Genomic DNA, 20,391 nt, shown 5'->3' on the forward strand with positions numbered 1-20,391 from the left:
GGGGCGGAGCCCCCGTGGCGTGAGGTTGGATGGGGGGATGAGTACGGACGGCCCCGCCGACCCGGCGGACGAGATGCTGGACGTCGTCGACGAGGACGACAACGTCGTGGGACGGGCCCCACGCGGCGAGGTGTACGCCCGCGGCCTACGGCACCGCTGCGCGTTCATCGAGGCAAGAGACGCCCAGGGGCGAGTCTTCGTGCACCGCCGCACCCCGACCAAGCTGGTCTTCCCCTCGCTGTACGACATGTTCGTCGGCGGCGTCGTCGCGGCGGGCGAGTCGTACGACGACGCGGCGCTGCGCGAGGCGCAGGAGGAACTCGGCGTCACCGCGCTCCCCCGCCCCGTGCCCCTGTTCAAGTTCCTGTACGACGACGGGGCGGGCCGCACCTGGTGGTCGTCCGTGTACGAGGTGCGCTGCACGGCTCCGGTCAGCCCGCAGCGCGAGGAGGTGGCCTGGCACGACTTCCTCACGGACGAGGAACTGGCGCGGCGGGCCGGCGAGTGGCAGTGGGTCCCGGACGGCCTCGACGCGTACGAGCGGCTGCGCGCGTTCCGCGCCGCCGGCTGAGCGCGACCTATCGTGCAACGGTGAGCACCTTCGTACAGAGCCTCCGGCTGTGGTTCGCCCCCGAGCGGATCCGGCAGGAGGGCGACACGCCCGACTACCGCTTCTCGCTCGCCAACGAACGCACCTTCCTCGCGTGGCTGCGCACCGCGCTGGCCCTGATCGGCGGCGGCTTCGCCGTGGACCAGTTCCTGCCCGACCTGCGCTGGGGGGTGCGCGTCGGCCTCGCCCTCGCGCTGCTCGGCGCCGGGGTGCTCTGCTCGCTGCGCGCGGTCAACCATTGGGTGCGCTGCGAGCGGGCCATGCGGCGCGGCGAGGACCTGCCCGCGTCCCGCTTCCCCGCGCTGCTCGGCGTGGTCGTGGCGGTGGTCGCGCTGGCCATGGTGGTGATCGTGGTGTTCGGATGGGAGGGGTGAGCGCCCACGCGTCCCCGCCCCGGGACCCGGGGCTCCAGCCGGAGCGCACCCGGCTCGCGTGGCGGCGTACGACGCTGACGTGGACGGTGGCCGCGGTGCTCGGCGCGCGTGCGGCGCTGCACGACGGCGCATCGGCGGTGGATGTCGTCGCGTGCGCGCTGTGCCTGCTGCTGTGGCTCGGCTTCCTGGCCGTCGGACACCGCAGGATGACCGCTCTGACGACGGGACGCCCGCCCGCGATCGGCCCGCGCACCGCCACGGCGGCGGCCCTGTGCACGGCGGCGCTCGCGGTGTGCGCGGTGGCCATGATCCTTTAGCGGGTCGCGCCGGTCGACCGGTGGACCGCGTCCGGGGCGCCACCGCCGCTCAACTCCCCCCGTCCTCCCCCCAGTCCACCGTCACCACGATCTTCCCGCGGGTGCGCCCCTCCTCGCTCAGCCGGTGGGCGTCCGCCGCGCGTTCCAGGGGGAACGCCTCGTCGACGTGGACGGTGAGGACGTCCTGTTCGGCCAGTTCGGTGAGGCGGTGCAGGTCCGCCGCGTCGGGACGTACGAAGCAGTACTGGCCGCCGAGGCCGACGACGGAGCCGTCCGCGACGGAGGCGAGGCGGCCGCCGGGGGCGAGGAGGTCCGCGGAGACGCGGAGCGTCTCGCCGCCGATCGTGTCGAAGGCGGCGTCGACGCCCTCGGGGGCGAGGGCGTGCACGCGACCGGCGAGCCCTTCCCCGTACTCGACCGGCTCCGCGCCGAGCTCGCGCAGAAAGTCGTGGTTGCGCTCGCTCGCGGTGCCGATCACGCGGGCGCCCGCGTGCCGGGCGAGCTGCACGGCGAAGGAGCCGACGCCGCCCGCGGCGGCGTGCACGAGCACGATGTCACCCTCGGTGACGGCGAGCGCCCGGTGGAGCACCTGGTACGCGGTGAGCCCGGCCAGCGGCAGCCCCGCGGCCTCCTCGAAGGTCAGGTTGCGCGGCTTGCGCGCGAGCGTGCGCACGGGAGCCGCCACGTACTCGGCGAAGGTACCGCGGGAGAGGAAGTCCTCCCGTACGTAGCCGATGACCTCGTCGCCGACGGCGAATTCCGGGACGGCGGCCCCCGGCTGGACCACCACGCCCGCCACGTCCCAGCCCGGGATCACCGGGAAGGCGGCGTCGAGGATCCCGTCGAGGTGCCCCTCGCGGCACTTGTGGTCGACGGGGTTGACGGCGGCGGCCCGCACCTTCACCAGGACGCTGTCGGGGCCGACCTTCGGGTCGCGCACATCGCCGTACTCGAGGACCTCGGGCCCGCCGTACGCGTGGTAGCTGATCGCTTTCATCGCTCGCCTTACGGAGTGGTCGCCTCACGGAGTCACAGAAGTATGCGAAACGCTTTCACAATGGGATGAAACAGTCATCTGGGGCTAGCCTGAGAGAGTCATCCGGCCCACAGAAGGTGTACGTCATGACCACGCTCCACCAGGAACACCCGGCCCACGACCACGCCCACGGCCCGGCCTGCGGGCACACCGAGGTCCCGCACGGCGACCACGTCGACTACGCGCACGACGGCCATCTGCACCGCGCCCACGGCGGCCACTACGACGAGTGCGAGCCAGGCTCGCACGTCACCCACGAGGGCCACGAGCACCGGCACGGCGACGGCTGCGGCCACCCGGCCGTGACGCACGGCGACCACGTGGACTACGTGCACGACGGCCACCGGCACGCCGAGCACGACGGCCACTGGGACGACCACTGACGCGCCTGCCGCGACAGCACCTGATCCAACCCCCGAGAGGCGCCCGGTCACCCCTTCCCCCGGCCGGGCGCCCACCCTTGCCCCCCGCGATCCTGATCACGTTCGAGCCAGGCTCTCTGGACGACATACCGACTGGTCGGCATCATGAACGCCAAGCACGTTCGCGCCACCGTCCGCAGTCCGTCCTCCGCCGTTCACGATCAGGAGCGATTCGCCCATGAGCCCAGACCGTCCCGCCGGCCCGCCCGGCCTCGACCTCGACCGGCTGCGCGGCCATCTCGACCGCGAACGCCCGGGCCTGCTGGGCGACCGGCCGCTCACCGCCCGGCTGATCGAGGGCGGCCGGTCGAACCTCACGTACGCCGTCTCGGACGGCACCGGACGCTGGGTGGTGCGCCGCCCGCCGCTGGGCCATGTCCTCGCCACCGCGCACGACATGCGGCGCGAGCACCGGGTCATCAGCGCCCTGCACCCCACCGACGTGCCGGTGCCGCGGCCGGTGCTGCTGTGCGAGGACGAGGAGGTGCTCGGCGCGCCCTTCTACGTGATGGAGTTCGTGGAGGGCACGCCCTACCGCACGGCCGAGCAGCTCGCGTCGCTCGGCCCGGAGCGCACCCGCGCCGCGGTGCTCGGCCTCGTCGACACGCTGGTCGACCTGCACGCCGTGGACCCGGAGTCGGTCGGGCTCGGGGACTTCGGCCGGCCCGAGGGCTTCCTGGACCGCCAACTGCGGCGCTGGGGCAAGCAGTTGGCCGCCTCGCGCGGGCGGGAGCTCGCGGGCGTCGAGGAGCTGCACGCGGCTCTCGGCCGGGCGCTGCCCACCTCCCCCGCGCCCACCGTGGTGCACGGCGACTACCGCCTGGACAACGTCCTCATCGACGCCGCGGACGGGGCGGACGGGGCGGACGGCGCCGACCGCATCACGGCCGTCCTCGACTGGGAGATGTCCACGCTCGGCGATCCGCTCACCGACCTGGGGCTGCTCGTGATGTACAGCGTGCGCCTGGAGTTGCCCGACTCCCCCGTCAGCACCACGGCGGGCGCGCCCGGCCATCCGGACCCGGCCGAGCTGATCGAGCGCTACGCGGCCCGCTCGGGCCGGGACGTCTCCGCCCTCTCCTGGTACACCGCGTTCGCGTGGTTCAAGCTCGCCGTGATCCTGGAGGGCATCCACTACCGCTACACGCTCGGCCAGACGGTCGGCGCGGGCTTCGACCGCATCGGCGATCTTGTGCCCGTCTTCATCGAGCACGGCCTGACCACCCTGAACGAAGGCTGAGAGGAACCGGACACCCCAATGGACTTCGCATTCGACGCCCGCACCGAGGAACTGCGCGCCCGGCTGCTCGCCTTCATGGACGAGCACGTCCTGCCGGCGGAGCGCGTGGCCGAGGAGCAGCGCGCCGCGCTCGCCTCGCCGTGGGACACGCCCGCCGTGGTCGGGGAACTCAAGGCCGAGGCCCGCCGCCAGGGCCTGTGGAACCTCTTCCTGCCGGACAGCGAGGACGGCGCGTACGGCGCGGGCCTGACGAACCTCCAGTACGCGCCGCTCGCCGAAATCACCGGCCGCAGCCCGCAGTTGGCGCCTACCGCCCTCAACTGCGCGGCGCCGGACACCGGCAACATGGAGGTGCTTGCCCAGTTCGGCTCCGAGGAGCAGAAGAAGCAGTGGCTGGAGCCGCTGCTCGCGGGCGAGATCCGCTCGGCGTTCGCCATGACGGAGCCCGAGGTGGCCTCGTCGGACGCCACGAACATCACCACGCACATCCGGCGCGAGGGCGACGAGTACGTCATCACCGGACGCAAGTGGTACATCTCCGGGGCGATGAACCCCCACTGCAAGATCTTCATCGTCATGGGCAAGACCGACCCGGACGGGCCCGACATCCGCCGCCAGCAGTCGATGGTGCTCGTCCCGCGCGACACCCCCGGCGTCGAAGTGCGCCGCGCCATGCGGGTGTACGGGTACGAGGACCACTACCACGGCGGCCACGCGGAGGTGGTCTTCGACGAGGTGCGGGTGCCCGTGACGAATCTCGTCGGGGAGGAGGGCGGCGGCTTCGCCATCGCCCAGGCGCGGCTCGGGCCCGGCCGCATCCACCACTGCATGCGGCTCATCGGCATGGCCGAGCGGGCCATCGAGCTGATGTGCCGCCGGGCGGTGGAGCGCACCGCCTTCGGCAAGCCGCTCGCCCAGCAGGGCGTGGTGCGGGAGTGGATCGCGGACGCGCGGGTCGCCGTCGAGCAGGTGCGGCTGCTGGTGCTCAAGACGGCGTGGCTCATGGACACCGTGGGCAACAAGGGGGCGCACACCGAGATCCAGGCCATCAAGATCGCCACGCCCCGGGCCGTCGTGGACATCCTGGACCGGGCCGTGCAGCTGCACGGGGCGGGCGGAGTGAGCCAGGACTTCCCGCTCGCGGAGCTGTGGGCGGCGGCCCGCACCCTGCGCCTGGCCGACGGCCCCGACGAGGTGCACCAGCGGTCGCTGGCGCGGCGGGAGCTGAAGAAGTACGTCTGATTCCGGTGTGGGGTGACGGGCCGTCGGCCCGTCACCCCACACGGGCCGCGCCTACGGCCGCAGCGCCCGCAGCAGCAGGTCCGCCAGGTGGTCCGCGACCTGCTGCGGTGTCAGGGGGCCGTCGGGGCGGTACCACGTCGACAGGTGGTGGACCGAGCCGAAGTGGTAGTCCACGACCAGGTCGGCCGGGGTCGCCGTGGAGAAGACACCGGCCTCCTGGCCCTCCTCGATCAGTGCCCGGAACCGCTCGTGGTACCGCCGCCGCTCCGCCCGTACCTGCTTGTGCTTCTCCGGGCTGAGGTGATGCATCGACCGGAAGAAGATCGCGGCGTCGTCGAGGTTGGCGATGGTGGTGACGACCACGTCGGCCGCCGCGTCCCGCAGCCGCCGCTCCACCGGCTCGTCCGCGTCGGCGAACGCATCGAGCCGCTCCTGCTGCACCCGCAGCATCCGCGCGTACACCTCGTGCAGCAGGTCGTCCTTCGACCCGAAGTAGTGGTACAGCGCGCCCTTGGTGACGCCGGCCGCCTCGACGATCTCCTGCACGGACGTACGGTCGTAGCCGCGGTCGGCGAAGAGCCGGGTGGCGGCGGCGAGCAGCCGCTGCGGGACGGGCGTGCCGTCACCGTCCGTCGTTCTGGCCACTTGCCGCCACCTGCCTTCCGTTCATGGTCTTCCGTCTTCCGTCGTCTTCACTGGCGAGAACGCGGTTCCCGCCGGAGGATCTTCCCACTCCCGGTCTTCGGCGGCTCCACGAGGACGCTCACCGCTCGGACGCCTCCCACTTCTGCTGGATGTGGTTCATGCCGGTGAGCCACTTGTCCGGTGTCGCGGCCCGCGCCTGGTAGTACGCGGCGACCTCCCGGTGCGGCAGGATCAGGAAGCGGTCCTCGGCCATGCCGGCGAACAGCGCGTCGGCGACGTCCTCCGGCTCGACGGCGGTGGGCGCGAGGACGAGTTCGCCCGCCGAACCCGCGGCGGTGAGCATGTCCGTGCGCACGCCCTGCGGGCAGATCGCGTGCACCTTGAGGCCGCGGTGACGGTACGTCAGGGACAGCCATTCGGCGAAGGCGTACGCCCCGTGCTTGGTGACGCTGTACGGCGCGGCGCCCACCATCGTGAGCAGCCCGGCCGCGGACACCGTCGACACGAACCGGCCCTCGCCCCGCTCCAGCCAGCCGGGCACCAGCGCGTGCGCGGCCCGCACGTGCGCCATCACGTTCACGTCCCAGGCGTCGGCCCACACCCGCTCGTCCGCGGCCTCGGTGCCGCCGGACGCCAGGCCCGCGTTGGCGCAGTACACGTCGACGGAGCCGTCGAGCGCGGCGAGGGCGTCGGCGACGACCACGGAGGCGTCCCCCGGCACGGCGACGCCGCCCACCTCGTCGGCCACGGCCCCCGCTCTGGCCGCGTCCAGGTCATTGACGACGACGCGGGCCCCGGCCGCGGCGAAGCGGCGGGCCAGCGCGGCCCCGATCCCGCTCCCGGCACCGGTGACGACGACTCCCTTGCCCTGCAGGCTCTCCACGGGCGGTCTCCTTCGGCCTCGAACACGCTGCGGTCGATCACGCCGGGGGCGGTCACGGACCGGGCGATCACGCTCTGGGCGATCACACTTCACGGCAGACTAACCGGTCGGTATGTCGGGCGAAAGGGGGCCGCCCGGCCACGTTCGGCTGCCCGCCGGGGTGCGCGCGCTAGCGTGCGGGGCCTGGTACGCCACCGTGTTCCGGGAGGTCATCGCGCATGCCCCTGTCCCGGCGACGCCTGCTCGCCGCCACCTCGGCCACCGCCCTGCCGACGCCCGGCACGGCCGCCGCGGCTCCGGCCGCCACCGCCCCGGCCGCCGCCCCGCCCCGGGACCCCGGTCACGCCCACCCCCGCACCCGCACCGGCTTCGAGCGTCTGGCCGACGACGGATTCGCCCTCCTGGCGGGCCACCGCGTCGGCGTCGTCACCAATCCCACCGGTGTGACCCGTGACGTCCGGCACATCGTGGACGTGCTGCACGCCGACGAACGCGTCGATCTGGTCGCCGTGTTCGGGCCCGAGCACGGCTTCCGCGGGACGGCGCAGGCGGGCGGGTCCGAGGGGCGTCACGACGACCCGGCGACAGGGCTGCCCGTGTACGACACGTACCGCAGGAGCGGCCGCGAGCTGGCTGCGGTGTTCACGGCGGCGGGCGTGGACACGGTGGTCTTCGACCTCCAGGACGTGGGCGCGCGCTGCTACACGTACATCTGGACGCTGTACGACTGCATGCGGGCGGCGAGCCTCGCGGGCAAGCGCCTCGTGGTGCTCGACCGGCCGAACCCGGTGGCGGGCCGGGACGCGTCCGGGCCCGTCCTGGAGCGGCGGTTCGCGTCGTTCGTCGGGCGCGAGCCGGTCGCGCTGGCGCACGGGATGACGGTCGGCGAACTGGCACGGGTGTTCAACGCCGAGTTCCTGGAGCGGCCGGTGGCGCTGGACGTCGTGTGGATGTCCAGGTGGCGGCGGGCGGACTTCTTCGACGCCTCGGGGCTGCCGTGGGTGCCGCCGAGCCCGAACATGCCGACTCCCGGGACGGCGCTCGTCTATCCGGGCACCTGTCTCTTCGAGGGCACGAACCTGTCCGAGGGCCGGGGCACGACGCGGCCGTTCGAGCTGCTCGGCGCGGTGGGCATCGACGGGAGCTGGGCGGCCGCAGCCGCCGAACTCGCCCTGCCCGGCGTGCACTTCAGGGAGGCGTACTTCGCGCCGTCGTTCTCCAAGTTCGCGGGCCGCACCGTCGGCGGCGTACAACTCCACGTACACGACCGGGAGAGCTACGACCCCGTGCGCACCGGCATCGCGCTCCTGGTGACCGCGAAGCGGGTGTGGCGGGGCTTCGCGTGGCGCCCGGACCGCTGGATCGACCGGCTCACGGGGTCGGCGACGGTGCGCACGATGATCGACGCGGGCGCGGACACCGACGAGGTGGTGGGCGCGTGGCAGGCCGGCCTCGCCCGCTTCCGGGGCGTACGCGAGCGCCATCTCCACTACCGGTAGCGGTGGCTACCGGTAGCGGCAGCAGCGTGGTGGGGCGAACCCCACCCCGGGCCGGGGAGTCCTCCGGATGGCCCGCGCGGGCCGCCTTCCAGGATCGTGATCTTCCGTGAGGGAACATCACCCCAGGAGGACGAACATGGCACGGACCGCCCCTATACGGGCCTCGCTGGTACTGGTCACCGCGGTCGGCGCGGGGGCGCTGCTCGCCCCGGCGGCCGCCGGGGCGGAGCCGCGCGCGGACGACCCGGTGCGGGCGATCGAGAGTGCCGCGCACCCGCTGCGCGCCACCGGGCCCGGCGGCTCGACGAAGGATCTGCGGCCGCTCGGCCGGATGGTGGGCGACGCCAAGGTGGTCGGCCTCGGTGAGGCCACCCACGGCACGCACGAGTTCTTCACCATGAAGGACCGGCTCTTCCGCCACCTCGTGAAGGAGAAGGGCTTCAGGACCTTCGCCCTGGAGGTGAGCTGGACGACCGGGCAGCGCTTCGACGCCTATGTGCGCGGCGGCAAGGGCGATGTGCGCGAGCTGGCCCGCCGGGAACTGTCGAAGGGCCCCTGGTACAACGAGGAGTACATCGAGCTGCTCACCTGGATGCGGCAGTACAACGAGCGGCACCCGGACCGTCAGCTGCGCTTCCTCGGCAACGACCTCAACAACCCCGAGATGGGCACCGAGCTGTTCGACGCGGTGACCGACCACGTGCGCCGCCACAAGCCCGAACTGCTCGGCCGGATCAAGGCGTTGTACGCCCCGCTGCGGAAGGTGACGGACGGCGACGCCCACCAGGGCCTGCCCCTGGCCGAACGCGCCCGGCTGGCGCGGCAGGCGAGGGCGGCGTACGAACTGGTGCGGGGCCTCAAGCCGGAGCGCACGGGCGCGAAGTCCGCGTATGTGCTTCAGGACGCCCGCTCCATCATGCAGACCGCGGACATCTACGCCTTCGACACCGAGACGCCCGAAGGGGTGCGCGGCGCGATGCTGTACCGCGACCGGATCATGGCGGAGAACACGGCGTGGTGGCAGCGGCAGACCGGTCACAAGGTGCTCGCGTCGGCGCACAACGCCCACGTCGGGTACGAGTCGCGCGATCCGAACTACCCGAAGATGCAGGGAGCCTTCCTGCGGGACGCCTTCGGGCCGAAGTACCGGAGCATCGGATTCACCTTCAATCGGGGCTCGTTCATGGCGACGGGCACCCAGGACCAGACGTGGAAGCCGCGGACCGTGGGCGCGGCCGGGCGCGGCATGAACGAGCACACGCTCGACAAGGTGTCCTACGACGACTACTACGTGGACGCCCGGAACGCGCCCGCCGCCGCCCGGAAGTGGCTGGACAAGGCACGCCCCACACGCAGCATCGGCACCGCCTACCCCGACGGCCCGTACCCGATCCGGCTCGGGGCCACGCACGACATCCTCATCCACCTGCACAAGACGACGGCCGCCCACCGGCCGAAGTGACGACGGCCGCCCACCGGCCGGAGTGACGAGCGCCGGTGGCCCGGCCCCTCAACGGCTCAGCCACCAGCGCTCGTTGTCCTTCGCCAGGGCGTCCCACAGCAGGTTCAGCGGGTGGCCCGCGTCGTACGAGGCGCGGTCCCCGCTCCGGGTGAAGACGCCCACGAGGACCTCGGTGCGCGGGCCGACGTCGCCGATCACGTCGAGCCGGCGCAGCCCCCCGGCCTCGGGGAGGCTGCCGGACTCGGCGGCCTCCGCGATGCCGCGGGTGACGAGCATCGCCCCGCTGACCAGGCCGGAGCGCAGCAGCTCGAAGCCGTAGTGCGCGGCCTCGATCTCGGCCGCGATGGTCATCACCTTGCGGAAGTCGGCGCCGTACCAGGCGGTGAGGAAGCGGGCGATGAGGCCGCCGGCGGAGACCACCAGGGGCAGGGCGGGCAGGTCGCTGGCGTTGACGGTGTCGGCGGAGGGGCCCGGCAGCTTCTCCGGCGGCAGGTTCGTCAGGATCGACAGGCCGCTGCGGCGCCACTCCACGATCTCGTACGGATCCAGCTCGGCCTCCTGCCCCTCGGTGACGACGATGCTGCCGCACACCAGGTCCAGCTCCTTGGACTGCAAGCGGGCGAAGAGGTCGCCGGTGCGCACGTGCGTGACTTTCAGGTCGACGCCCCGGCGTTCGTAGATGTCGCTGACGCGCTCCACGGCGTCGAGGAGGAAGCCCAGCGTGTAGCGGGTCGAGCCGACCGAGAGGGTGCGCCCGAGGCGGCGGCGCGCGTCGTTGATGCCGTCCGACCAGGCGGACAGCGTGCTGCGCGCCAGCTCGACCAGATGCTCGCCGGTGGCGGTGAACAGGACGTCCTTGCCGCGGCCCCGCTTGAGCACCAGCGCCTCCCCGCAGAGCGCGCCGAACGTGCGGTTCATCGTGTCCAGTTGCTTCTGCACGCTGGACTGTTCGCGGCCGAGCTGGCGCGCGGCGGCGAGCGCCGTGCCGGTCTCGTACACGGCGAGCAGCGTCCGTAGTTGATCCATGGTGGTGTCCAGCAGTTCCGCGGGGTACTGCGTGGGACCTGTTAAGGCCATGCTGACTTACTCTCTCCAACTCCCTCTGAGTTTTAGGCATTGCAGCATAGCCGCCGCGGAAACTGATCCACGGATCACCCGAAATTATCTGGGGATTTCTTCCAGAAAATACTGGCTGCGTTCGAGGTACCCATGGAAAGGTCGAGCCAATCCCACTCGAACCTTCATCTCTGCGAGGAGAGTTGTACCCGTGAGTCATTACCAGGCCGCGCCCGCGCCGCCGGTCGGTCCCCGCAGCGCGGCCCGCGCAGCCCGCGCGGTCCGGCGGCCCGGCTCCCTCACCGCTCTGGTCTGGACCTCTGTCATTTCCGCGGTGTCCGCCGTGATCGGCGCGGTACTCGTCTTCGCCGGCGGCAATGATCTGGCCGACGAGAACATCAGGGATGTCATCGACGACCACCCGGACGTCGTCGGACTCCCGTCGAATACGACAGCGGCCGACATCAAGACGCTGTCCGGTCCCATCTGGGACGAGCTCGTCAGCGAGCGCGCCGGGACTCTCTCGGCGCGCGCCGGATTCGCCATTTTCACCGCTGTCTGCGTGCTGATATTCACGCTCTGCGTCCGCAAGAACGCGGCCACGTGGGCGCGCGTCCTCATTACCATTTCGGGCGTCGTCGCACTGTTCCCCCATATCCTCATCTTGGGTGACTACGAACCCGAATCCGTCATGGCGTTCAGCTTCGTGGCGCTGCTCGCGACGCTGGTGGCGATCGTGCTCTGCTGGCTGCCGCCGATCAACCGTTACGCCCGCGAACGCAAGGCGGGGCCTCCCGTCTCCTGATCCACGCGTGAGCCGGTGCCGCCACCCGGGGGACGGCACCGGCTCACGCGTGTTGTGCCGCGACGTCTTCTCACCGGGGCGGGACCGCAGGACGATGCGGTCGTGCAGCCCTACTGGGAATTGACCTTCGACGCCGACGGAGACGTCGACGCCGCGCAGCGTGGCCGGCTCCTTTCCGGAGCGGAGACCGAACGCGTCACCGATCTGCTGGTGTTCGCGCACGGCTGGAACAACGACCAGCGGACGGCCCGGAGCCTGTACCGGCGCTTCTTCGAGCCGTTCGACCGGCTCGCGGGGCCCGGGGTGCGCCTCGGCTACACCGGGATCCTGTGGCCCGCGATCCGCTTCCCCGACGAGCCGATCCCCGACTTCGAGCCCTCCGCGGCGCCTCCCGGAGTTCCCCGCGACCCCGGTGATCCCACCCTCGACGAGCCCACCCGCCGCCTCCTGGAGGTGGTGTTCCCCGGCCCGGCGAACGCGGCGCGCATCGACCGCCTCGCCCGCCTGCTCCAGGAGCGCTCCGCAGTCCGCTCACGCCTGGACGAGTTCGCGCGGCACGTCCGCGACCTCGTGGCGGTGCGCGAGTCGAGCCCGGCGCACGAGTTCGGCGACGACCTCGGCGCGGGCGAGCCCGCCATGCTCACCGACGACGCCGTCGAGGTCTGCGAGGTGTTCCTCGCCATGCTGGACGACCTCGGGGGCACCGGCGGCCAGGAGATCCTCGGCGGCCTGCGCGGGCGGCTGTGGAACGGCGCCAAGGAACTGCTGCGGCAGGCCACGTACTACGCGATGAAGCGCCGGGCCGGTGCCATCGGCCAGTTGGGCCTCGGCGCCACCCTGGGGCTGCTCGCCCGTGACGTGCCGGACATCCGCGTGCATCTCGTCGGGCACAGCTTCGGCGCCCGCCTGGTGTCGTACGGGCTGCGCGGCATGCCCGCCGGGGTGCGCTGCGTGAAGTCCACGACGCTGCTCCAGGGGGCCTTCTCGCACTACGCCTTCAGCGCCCGGCTGCCGCACGACCGGTCGCGCGGCGGTGCCCTGAGCGGGGTGCAGCGGCGCGTCGACGGCCCGCTGATGTGCTGTTACTCGCGTCACGACGACGCGCTCGGCAAGTTCTATCCGCTCGCCTCCAAGCTCGCCGGGGACTCCGCGGGCTTCCTCAACCTGTGGGAGCGGTGGGGCGCCCTCGGCTTCGACGGGATCAGGGCCGTCGACGGGGCCCGGCGGGTGCGGCTCGGCGAGGCGCTGCCGGCGCGCGGGTGCGTGAGCGTGGACGCGGCGGGCGTGGTGCGGCGGGGGGCGGGGCGGCCCGCCCGACGGCGCGCACAGCGACATCTGTCACGAGGAACTGGCACGTGCCGTGTGCGCCGCGGGACGGATCGCCCTCGCCGCCCGGTGACGCTCAGCGGTGCCGGGGGAACTCCACGACCTGCTGGTACGTCGGCCGGTTCTGCCACTGGACGGCCCGGTGCGTGATGCCGCCGAGCGCGCGGTGGATCACGGCGTCCGCGCACCACTGGTCGCCCGCCTTACAACTGGCGTCACCGGGATAGACCTCTGATGCCGGTGTGGCGACGGCCTGGCCCAGGGTCTTCAGGAGCGTGTCCCGGCAGGCGTCGAGCTTGCCGTCACCGCAGTACGCGGTCTTGGTCCAGCCCTTCACCGGCTGCCCGAGCACGGTCCGCAGATCCTTGTCCGCGTAGCCCCACCAGCCGTACTGGAAGGCCGATCCGGCGTGCGCGCCGGTCGGGCCGTGCCCGGCCGACGGCGCCTCGTCCACGCCGAGCTGCGCGGTCAGCGCCCCGTAGAGATCCGGGCCGAGTCCGGGCTTGAACGCGGCCTCGACGAGCCGCGGCCACCAGGCGTCCATGACGCGTACGGCGTCGGGGTGCGCGTAGGCGTGGGAGCCCCGCGCGGTCTCCCTGCGCTGCGACCCCGCCTTGTGCCATGCCTCCAACTGCTGGACGGCCTTGGCCAGTTGGGGGTCGTCGATCGGCTTGCCGCGCACCACCTTCAGCAGCTCGGGAAGGACCTGCTCGCCGCGCAGGTCGGTGACGGCGGCCTCCGCCATGGCCTGGGTGAGGGAGGAGCGGGTGACGCCGCCCTCGTCGACGAGCTTCTTCACCCGGTCGTCGAGCAGGTCGCCGCGGTGCACGGCGCCCATGCCGAAGCCGGAGGCGCTGAAGTCCTTCGCCTGCTTGTTGTTCCAGGAGATGTAGTAGTCCTGGTTGACGGAGTTCGGGTGCTCGGCGGGCGGTGTCTGCGCCGAGGTGTTGTCCTTCGGGTCGAAGTCCCGCCATTCGTAAGCCTGTTGGGCCTTGACCGGGAAGGACGGGTCGATGCCGTCGGCGCGCTCGGGGTTGGCGCCGCTGTTGTAGTACGCGACGTCGCGCGAGTCGGCGTAGAACCAGTTGAAGGCGTAGGAGATGTTCTCTGCCGCCTTCTTGAAGGACGCGGCGTCCTTGACGTACGAGGGATCGTTGAGCATCTGGAAGCCGATGATCGAGTCGGCCTCGTGCCGATAGGTGGAGCGCAGCGCGACGTACGCGACGGGCTTGCCGTCGACGGTGGCCCGGTGCGTGACGATGCCGTAGTTCGTGCGGAAGACCTGCATGCGGTAGGAGCCCGCGGCCGTCGAGTCGGCGAGGGTGGGCTTCCAGGCGTTCTTGCGCTCCAGCTTCTCCATCGGGGTGCAGGTGCCGCGGTAGAGGTAGTGGGTCGCGTCCTTGCCCGGCGTCCCGCCGCCGGGCGCGCACAGCTCGACGGCGTACGTGTCCGTGATGTCCTGCCCGGCGGACGTCGCCGACCACGCGTAGTCCTGGCCGCGGCCGAGCTGGACGTACATGCCGACGCCCGCGAAGGAGACGCCGCGCGCGCTGATGCCGGGGCCCTGGAGCTCCTGCTGCATCAGGAGCTGGGGCGCGAAGTAGCCGGTCTGCGGGCCGAAGACGGCGACGGGGTGGCCGCTCTCGGTGTGCTTGCCGGAGACGAGCAGGGCATTCGACATGCCCTTCTTGTTCGCGGGGTTGCCCGCGCCGGGCGTGCCGGGCGCGCCGCCGAACAGGTCGGCGGGCAGCACGCCGTCGTCGTACACGCCCTGGAGCGGTTTGAGCTTCTTCGGGGCCTTCACGGGGTCCTTCGGCGCCTTCGCCGCCCCCTTCGCGGTCGCAGTGGCGCCGCCCTCGCGGTCGTACACGAGCTGCTCGCGCCGCACCGACCCGGCGTCGGGCAGCGCGGTGCCGCGTGCCTTCTCGGGCTTGCCCGCGTACGGGAAGCTGGTGCCGTCGTTGATGGTCTGCACGGTCTCCGGGTCGTTGCGGCTGCGGAAGGTCTCCCAGACCTCGGTGCCCTTCTCGACGCCGTACTTCTGCTGCGCCGCGAGCAGGGAGAGCGCGGACTCCACCTCTCCCCCGCCGCCGTTGCCGAACAGGCCGCCGACCACCGAGGCGAGCGCGATCATGTCGGTGACCTTGAAGGGCTGGATCTCGCCGACGTTCGTGATCGCGTCGATCTTGCCGGTGAGGACGTACTCGCCGGGGAAGTAGCGGCCGTTCTTGGACTTCTCGCGGTAGGCGTTCAGGCCGTCGACGTACGCCTGCGCGTCCTCCATGGCCTGCCGGCCGCGCTCGCCCTGCGTGGACTTGATGTACTCGACCTGCCGTTCCAGGTCCTTCTCGGTGTACGGGGCCTGCGGCCAGAACTGCTGCTCCAGGCCCTGGTTGGCGGGGGCGCCGCCCGCGAACGAGGTCAGCTCGCCGCGGCCGATGTGCCGGAACAGGTCGATGAGCCACAGCCGGTCCTGTCCGGCGGCGAAGCCCGCGCCGAACTCGGTGCCGTAGCGCGTGGTGCCCTGGATGTGCGGGATGCCGTACTTCTTGTCACGGGTGATCGTCACGTCGCCGCGGGGCTTGGTGACGGAGGCCACCTGGTCGGGATCGACGCCGAAGGAGGCGTCGTTGAAGAACTCGGTGAGTTTGTCGTCGGTGAGCGATGGATAGCCGGACGACAGCGCGTCGTACGGCCCCAACTGGTCGTCGGCGTGCGCCGGCTGGGTGCCGAGGAGGCGGTGGCTGAGGATCTCGGCGAGGGTCGCGTTGCCGTTCGCGCCGGGCGGCAGGATGTCCGCGCAGTTGTCGCCGCAGTAGTCGGTGACGGGCGGGGGCTCGGCCGCGGCGGCGCCTGGTCCTGGCGCGAGCAGCAGGGAGGCCCCGAGAACCAGGGCCGCTGACGTGGTGAGGGTTCTGAGCCGTGCGATGCGTCGTCGCATAGGTGCTCCTCCGGAAGGCCGTCGCGGCGGAGGTTACTGTCGAGTTGCCGAACCGGAAAGATGAACAACCGTCGCCTTTTCACAACCACCACACGCATCTCCGCTGACCTGCGGGGAACGCGCTGATGGGAAGCCATCGAAAATCGGATGGCACCAAAACGTGAGTCGATACGTCTACTCGATGCCCCTTGGGTCCAAGGCGACGTCCGAGAACGTGTGACGGAGGTGCAGGGCGATGGCCGGATTCCGGAGTCTCGCGAGACAGGTGCGCGACCCCTACAGCGACCTGGCACTGCGGCGGTACTCACTGCGCAAGTGCCTGGAGAGATTCGCCCCTTATGGCCACCGGGCGACCTGGGACCACCTGTGCTCCCGCGCGGGGTTCGGTCCCGAGGACCGCTCGCCCGACCCGGCGCGGCTGGTGGCCGCGCTCGACGAACTGGAGGCGGCCCGCGGCGTGTGGCTCGCCTACGAGGAGGGCTTCGCGCGGCGCCGCCGCAAGGAGAAGCACGACGGGCTCCGCCGCCCCGGCAGCGACGACGACTGGCACCGCTGCACGTGGGGCGGGTGCGGGGTCGCCTGGTGCGACGACCCCGGTGTGCACCCGTCCGCGCCGCTCGCCGACGTGCTGCGCAAACTGATCACCGCTCTGGAGCGAGAGCCGGGCGCCGCCTGTCCCGTGTGCGGCGACGCGGCCCTCGAATGGCGTTACGGCCTGGCGCACGAACCCTCGTCCGGCCCCGTCTGCACGAGCTGCGGCATCGTGGTCCCCGCCCCCGTCCTCACACCCGATGCGGTGCGGCGGGCGCGGATGCGGCCGTCGCGTGCGCTGGTGTCGGCATGAGGTCCTTGCCCGGTCTCAGGGCCTGACGACGTCCGTCTGTATGGCCAGCTTCAACTCGGCCAGCATCAGCGGCGCGGCGATCTTCACGTCGCCCGGGCCGCGCGCGGATATCTTCAGGCCCACGGGGGTCCCCGGGTGCACGAACATCTGCCAGGAGTACGAGCGGTACTGCCCGCCGCGGGTGGGGACCGTGTCGGTGGTGGCCGTGGAGTCGTAGCCCGTCGACAGGTTCAGCGGATCGCGCACGAAGCGCGAGCGGTACTCCGTCGGCCGGTTGTCCGGCTCCCAGAAGACCAGCGCCGTCAGCGTGCCCCACCCGTCGTGGCTCGGCCAGATCAGCCCCGAGCGGGCGTCGGGGAACTTCGACGGGCTGGTGGCGCCGTGCATCGGGTCGTGCATCCGCCAGGGGTCGTACGCCTCCTCGCCCGTGACGTACGGGAAGCGCACGAGGTGGTACCCGTCCTTGTCGTACGTGATCTTCTGGCGTCCGCTGCGGGCGGCTTCCCACTTCAGCGAACAGATGGCGACGCTCATCCGGTGCCTCCCCCGTGATGTGATGGATCGATGCAGGTATGTCTGAACGGTGCCCGGGGCGCGGACGACGGCGCGGCCGTGCCGCTGTCGCCCGGCGCCCTGGCGGCGTCGGCGGCCGAGGCGGTCGGCGCCGGCGCACTCGATGTCCATGTACACCCCAAGTCCCCTTGTGGGGAAGACACCTTGGCGCCCGGACCTGTCGCGGCCACGCTGGCGGCGCTGCGCGCCGCCGTCGCCGTGACCGTCGGGGTGACCACCGGCGCGTGGGCCGAACCCGATCCGGCGGCGCGGGTCGCGCGGGTGCGCGCGTGGACCGTGCTGCCCGACCACGCGTCGGTCAACTGGCACGAGCCGGGCGCGGAGGAGGTGGCGCGGGCCCTGCTGGAGCGCGGTGTCGGGGTCGAGGCGGGCGTCTGGTCCGGCACCGACGGCGCCGAGCGGTTCGCGGCGTCGCCGCTCGGGCCGCGGGTGCTGCGGGTCCTCGCGGAGGTCACCGACCACGACGCGGCGACGGCCGAGGCGTCCGCCCGGGACCTGCTCGCGCGGATCGGCGGCGCGCACGGGCGGCCGGTGCTGCTGCACGGCGAGGAGGGCGGGGCGTGGCCGGTGCTCGCCCTGGCGGGGCGGCTCGGCCTGGGGCGGCGGATCGGCCTGGAGGACACGCTGGTGCTGCCGGGCGGGGAACGGGCGGGCTCCAACGCGGAGTTGGTGGCGGCGGCGCTGGGGCGGTGAGGGCGGGGCGGCTCGGCGGCGCCGCTCTCGCGCCGGTCCCGCCGTGGGGCGGGCGTGACCGTAGCAGACGGATATTCGGTGGTCAGCGCGTTTTCCCGCCGGGACAGTTGGTGGCGATGAAACACGACTGAGCCACCGGGCTCCGCGCCCCCGCGCGCCCTGGAGCCGTCCCGAGGAGTACGGACATGTCGACGCTGCGCGTCACCGCCGAAGTGCTGACCATCCACGAGCATCCCAACGCCGACGCCCTCGAACTGGCCCAGGTGGGCCTGTACCGGGCCGTCGTCGCGAAGGGCGCCTACCGCACCGGTGAGAGCGCCCTCTACATCCCCGAACAGGCCCTCCTGCCCGCCCGCTTGATCGACGAGCTGGGTCTGACGGGGCGCCTCGCGGGCGGGAACGCGGACCGGGTCAAGGCGGTGCGGCTGCGCGGCGAGCTGTCCCAGGGCATCGTGTGCAGGCCGCGCGCGCTGGCCGGCGTGGACCTGGCGCGGGCGGCGGCCGACGGCACGGACTTCGCGGAGCGGCTCGGCATCATCAAGTGGGTGCCGCCGATACCGCCGACCATGAACGGCGACGTGGAGTCCGCCCCCGACCTGCTGCCCTGGGTCGACATCGAGAACCTGCAGCGCTACCCCGACGTGTTCGCCCCCGGCGAGCCCGTCACCGTCACGGAGAAGCTGCACGGTTCCGCGTGCCTGCTCACGTACGTCGCCGACGAGGACCGCGTGCGGGTCTCCTCCAAGGGCTTCGGGTCCAAGTCCCTGGCTCTCAAGGAGAATCCGCTGAACCTGTACTGGCGGGCGGTCCGCGGCCACGACGTGCCCGGCGCCGCGGCGCGCCTCGCGGCCCGGCTCGGGGCGCGGCGGGTCGGTGTCTTCGGCGAGGTGTACGGCGCCGGGGTGCAGGATCTGCACTACGGCGCCGACGGCCGGCGCGACACCCTCGGCTACGCGGTGTTCGACGTCGCCGCCGAGGTGGACGGCGCCGTGCGCTGGCTCGACGCGGCGGACGTCCTGGCCGGCGAACTCCCGCTCGTGCCGCGGCTGTACGCCGGTCCCTACGACCCGGCCGCCGTCCTCGACCTGGCCTCGGGCCGGGAGACCGTGTCCGGCCGTGGCCTCCACCTCCGGGAGGGCGTGGTCGTCCGGGCCGCACCCGAGCGGTACAGCCCCGTGACCGGGGGCCGGGCGATCGCGAAGGTGGTCAGCGGGGCGTACCTGACGCGGAAGGGCGGTACGGAGTACGAGTAGCCGGGCGCCGTGCCGCGCAGGTGGGTGTCCCGTCCGGGTGGGGCGCCTCTTCGGGTGGGGCGCCTCCCGCCGGTCGGCCTGCGGCCTCGTCCTCAATCGCCGGACGGGCTCAGACTCACCCGGCACATCCGAGAGGAGCCGCTACTGACGGCGTTCTCCCATCAGGCGGGAGCCCACGAGCCGGTCGCCGAAGACGTCGTCCGGGTTGGACAGCACACACGTCTCCAGGGAGAGACAGCCGCAGCCGATGCAGTCGGTGAGATGGTCCCGCAGCCGCCCGAGCTGCTGAATGCGCTCGTCGAGCTCGGACCGCCACGTCTGGGAGAGCCGCGCCCAGTCCTCCCGCGTCGGCGTCCGCCCCTCGGGCAGCTCCGCGAGCGCGTCATGGATCGTGGCGAGCGGAATCCCCACCCGCTGGGCGGCCCGGATGAACGCGACACGGCGCAACGTGTCGCGGTGATACCGCCGCTGGTTGCCCGAGGTGCGCCGGCTGCTGATGAGCCCTTTGGACTCGTAGAAGTGCAGGGCGGACACTGCCGCGCCACTGCGCGCGGCGAGCTGTCCGACCGTGAGTTCGTGGACCTTCTCTGGGATCTGTGGCACTCCTCGAAGCCTACTGGTGGTCCGTTGACAGCGGTCGGCGGCACCCAGCATGCTGAGCAAGCGCTTAGTACACCTACGTCCGGGAGGCCGGGGACATGGCAGAGCCGAGGATCTTCACGTCAGCCGACGAGCTGCGCGCCGCGGTGGGCGAACAGCTCGGGTACAGCGACTGGCTGGAGATCGACCAGAAGCGGATCGACCTGTTTGCGGACGCCACCGGTGACCACCAGTGGATCCATGTCGACCCGGAGAAGGCGGCCACGGGCCCGTTCGGGACGACCATCGCGCACGGCTATCTGACGCTGTCCCTGCTGCCGGCCCTCGTACCGCAGGTGATGCGGGTGCAGGGGATGCGGATGGGCCTCAACTACGGCACGAACAAGGTCCGTTTCCCCTCGCCGGTGCCCGTGGGCTCGCGGGTGCGCGCGACCGCCGTGCTGACGGAGGTCGAGCCGACGAAGGACGACGGCGTCCAGGTGACGACGACCGTGACCGTCGAGCGCGAGGACGGCGGCAAGCCGGCCTGCGTGGCGGAGTCGGTGTCCCGCTACTACTTCTGAGGACTGG

The 20,391-nt window shown here is 72.1% G+C and carries 21 protein-coding genes; 14 read left to right on the forward strand and 7 right to left on the reverse strand.

Annotation, left to right across the window (positions count from 1 at the left end):
* The first annotated feature begins 37 nt into the window (after positions 1 to 37).
* Genes STRAU_RS21720 through STRAU_RS21730 form a run of 3 tightly spaced genes read left to right on the forward strand, consistent with a single transcriptional unit; the run spans position 38 to position 1,301 of the window.
* The gene (locus tag STRAU_RS21720) at positions 38 to 571 is read left to right on the forward strand and encodes an NUDIX hydrolase (protein WP_016642524.1); all 534 of its coding nucleotides are present in this window, start codon (positions 38 to 40) and stop codon (positions 569 to 571) included.
* Between the two features lie 20 nt (positions 572 to 591).
* A complete protein-coding gene (locus tag STRAU_RS21725) occupies positions 592 to 984 on the forward strand; it encodes a YidH family protein (RefSeq protein WP_016642525.1) in 393 nt (130 codons plus the stop codon).
* Positions 972 to 1,301, forward strand: a complete 330-nt coding sequence (locus STRAU_RS21730; protein WP_016642526.1) for a DUF202 domain-containing protein — start codon at positions 972 to 974, stop codon at positions 1,299 to 1,301. Before STRAU_RS21725 ends, STRAU_RS21730 begins: the two co-directional genes overlap by 13 nt.
* A gap of 49 nt (positions 1,302 to 1,350) precedes the next feature.
* On the opposite strand, the gene STRAU_RS21735 is transcribed toward STRAU_RS21730, so the two are convergent.
* Entirely contained in the window at positions 1,351 to 2,298 is a 948-nt protein-coding gene (locus STRAU_RS21735; RefSeq protein ID WP_016642527.1) for an NADP-dependent oxidoreductase, read from the reverse strand.
* Between the two features lie 125 nt (positions 2,299 to 2,423).
* On the opposite strand from STRAU_RS21735, the gene STRAU_RS21740 reads away from it, so the two are divergent.
* The 3 genes from STRAU_RS21740 to STRAU_RS21750 all read left to right on the forward strand — a co-directional run bounded on the left by STRAU_RS21740 (position 2,424) and on the right by STRAU_RS21750 (position 5,241).
* Complete coding sequence (locus tag STRAU_RS21740) at positions 2,424 to 2,720, forward strand: hypothetical protein (protein ID WP_037661006.1); 297 nt, start codon at positions 2,424 to 2,426, stop codon at positions 2,718 to 2,720.
* Between the two features lie 217 nt (positions 2,721 to 2,937).
* Positions 2,938 to 3,999: a phosphotransferase family protein gene (locus STRAU_RS21745; protein WP_016642529.1), complete on the forward strand. Its 1,062-nt coding sequence runs from the start codon at positions 2,938 to 2,940 to the stop codon at positions 3,997 to 3,999.
* Between the two features lie 18 nt (positions 4,000 to 4,017).
* Positions 4,018 to 5,241: an acyl-CoA dehydrogenase family protein gene (locus STRAU_RS21750; protein WP_016642530.1), complete on the forward strand. Its 1,224-nt coding sequence runs from the start codon at positions 4,018 to 4,020 to the stop codon at positions 5,239 to 5,241.
* Positions 5,242 to 5,292: 51 nt separating this feature from the next.
* Here STRAU_RS21750 and STRAU_RS21755 read toward each other — a convergent pair whose 3' ends face one another.
* Positions 5,293 to 5,886, reverse strand: a complete 594-nt coding sequence (locus STRAU_RS21755) for a TetR/AcrR family transcriptional regulator (RefSeq protein WP_016642531.1) — start codon at positions 5,884 to 5,886, stop codon at positions 5,293 to 5,295.
* A 118-nt stretch (positions 5,887 to 6,004) separates the two neighbouring features.
* Positions 6,005 to 6,769, reverse strand: coding sequence for an SDR family oxidoreductase (locus STRAU_RS21760; protein WP_016642532.1), 765 nt, complete (start codon positions 6,767 to 6,769; stop codon positions 6,005 to 6,007).
* Positions 6,770 to 6,987: 218 nt separating this feature from the next.
* Between STRAU_RS21760 and STRAU_RS21765 the strand changes: the two genes are divergently transcribed.
* Both STRAU_RS21765 and STRAU_RS21770 read left to right on the forward strand, forming a co-directional pair.
* Positions 6,988 to 8,268 (forward strand): exo-beta-N-acetylmuramidase NamZ family protein, encoded by a 1,281-nt coding sequence (locus STRAU_RS21765; protein ID WP_016642533.1) that lies wholly within the window; start codon positions 6,988 to 6,990, stop codon positions 8,266 to 8,268.
* Between the two features lie 136 nt (positions 8,269 to 8,404).
* Entirely contained in the window at positions 8,405 to 9,730 is a 1,326-nt protein-coding gene (locus STRAU_RS21770; protein WP_016642534.1) for an erythromycin esterase family protein, read from the forward strand.
* Positions 9,731 to 9,778: 48 nt separating this feature from the next.
* Here the strand turns inward: STRAU_RS21770 and STRAU_RS21775 are convergent, their stop codons facing one another.
* A complete protein-coding gene (locus tag STRAU_RS21775) occupies positions 9,779 to 10,807 on the reverse strand; it encodes a LysR family transcriptional regulator (protein WP_016642535.1) in 1,029 nt (342 codons plus the stop codon).
* Positions 10,808 to 10,997: 190 nt separating this feature from the next.
* Here STRAU_RS21775 and STRAU_RS21780 point away from each other — a divergent pair, with 190 nt between their 5' ends.
* Together STRAU_RS21780 and STRAU_RS21785 are read left to right on the forward strand one after the other, a co-directional pair.
* A complete protein-coding gene (locus STRAU_RS21780) occupies positions 10,998 to 11,591 on the forward strand; it encodes a hypothetical protein (RefSeq protein WP_203227447.1) in 594 nt (197 codons plus the stop codon).
* A gap of 102 nt (positions 11,592 to 11,693) precedes the next feature.
* A complete protein-coding gene (locus STRAU_RS21785) occupies positions 11,694 to 13,067 on the forward strand; it encodes a serine-threonine protein kinase (RefSeq protein ID WP_310592264.1) in 1,374 nt (457 codons plus the stop codon).
* Here the strand turns inward: STRAU_RS21785 and STRAU_RS21790 are convergent.
* Positions 12,994 to 15,858: a penicillin acylase family protein gene (locus STRAU_RS21790; RefSeq protein WP_016642537.1), complete on the reverse strand. Its 2,865-nt coding sequence runs from the start codon at positions 15,856 to 15,858 to the stop codon at positions 12,994 to 12,996. The two genes, STRAU_RS21785 and STRAU_RS21790, sit on opposite strands and share 74 nt — an antisense overlap.
* Positions 15,859 to 16,093: 235 nt before the next feature.
* Between STRAU_RS21790 and STRAU_RS21795 the strand changes: the two genes are divergently transcribed.
* Complete coding sequence (locus STRAU_RS21795; protein ID WP_037661008.1) at positions 16,094 to 16,702, forward strand: hypothetical protein; 609 nt, start codon at positions 16,094 to 16,096, stop codon at positions 16,700 to 16,702.
* A 15-nt stretch (positions 16,703 to 16,717) separates the two neighbouring features.
* Here STRAU_RS21795 and STRAU_RS21800 read toward each other — a convergent pair whose 3' ends face one another.
* Positions 16,718 to 17,236, reverse strand: coding sequence for a hypothetical protein (locus tag STRAU_RS21800; protein WP_016642540.1), 519 nt, complete (start codon positions 17,234 to 17,236; stop codon positions 16,718 to 16,720).
* 30 nt (positions 17,237 to 17,266) lie between these two features.
* On the opposite strand from STRAU_RS21800, the gene STRAU_RS21805 reads away from it, so the two are divergent.
* Both STRAU_RS21805 and STRAU_RS21810 read left to right on the forward strand, forming a co-directional pair.
* Positions 17,267 to 17,968, forward strand: a complete 702-nt coding sequence (locus tag STRAU_RS21805) for a 3-keto-5-aminohexanoate cleavage protein (RefSeq protein ID WP_037661011.1) — start codon at positions 17,267 to 17,269, stop codon at positions 17,966 to 17,968.
* Between the two features lie 185 nt (positions 17,969 to 18,153).
* The gene (locus STRAU_RS21810; protein ID WP_016642541.1) at positions 18,154 to 19,221 is read left to right on the forward strand and encodes an RNA ligase (ATP); all 1,068 of its coding nucleotides are present in this window, start codon (positions 18,154 to 18,156) and stop codon (positions 19,219 to 19,221) included.
* Positions 19,222 to 19,362: 141 nt separating this feature from the next.
* Here STRAU_RS21810 and soxR read toward each other — a convergent pair whose 3' ends face one another.
* The gene (soxR, locus tag STRAU_RS21815) at positions 19,363 to 19,824 is read right to left on the reverse strand and encodes a redox-sensitive transcriptional activator SoxR (RefSeq protein ID WP_016642543.1); all 462 of its coding nucleotides are present in this window, start codon (positions 19,822 to 19,824) and stop codon (positions 19,363 to 19,365) included.
* Between the two features lie 95 nt (positions 19,825 to 19,919).
* Here soxR and STRAU_RS21820 point away from each other — a divergent pair, with 95 nt between their 5' ends.
* Positions 19,920 to 20,384 carry a MaoC family dehydratase gene (locus STRAU_RS21820; RefSeq protein ID WP_016642544.1) on the forward strand — a complete coding sequence of 155 codons (465 nt, stop codon included), beginning with the start codon at positions 19,920 to 19,922 and terminating at the stop codon, positions 20,382 to 20,384.
* Positions 20,385 to 20,391 lie beyond the last annotated feature (7 nt).

The organism is Streptomyces aurantiacus JA 4570, assembly GCF_000414115.1.
Lineage (GTDB): Bacteria > Actinomycetota > Actinomycetes > Streptomycetales > Streptomycetaceae > Streptomyces > Streptomyces aurantiacus_A.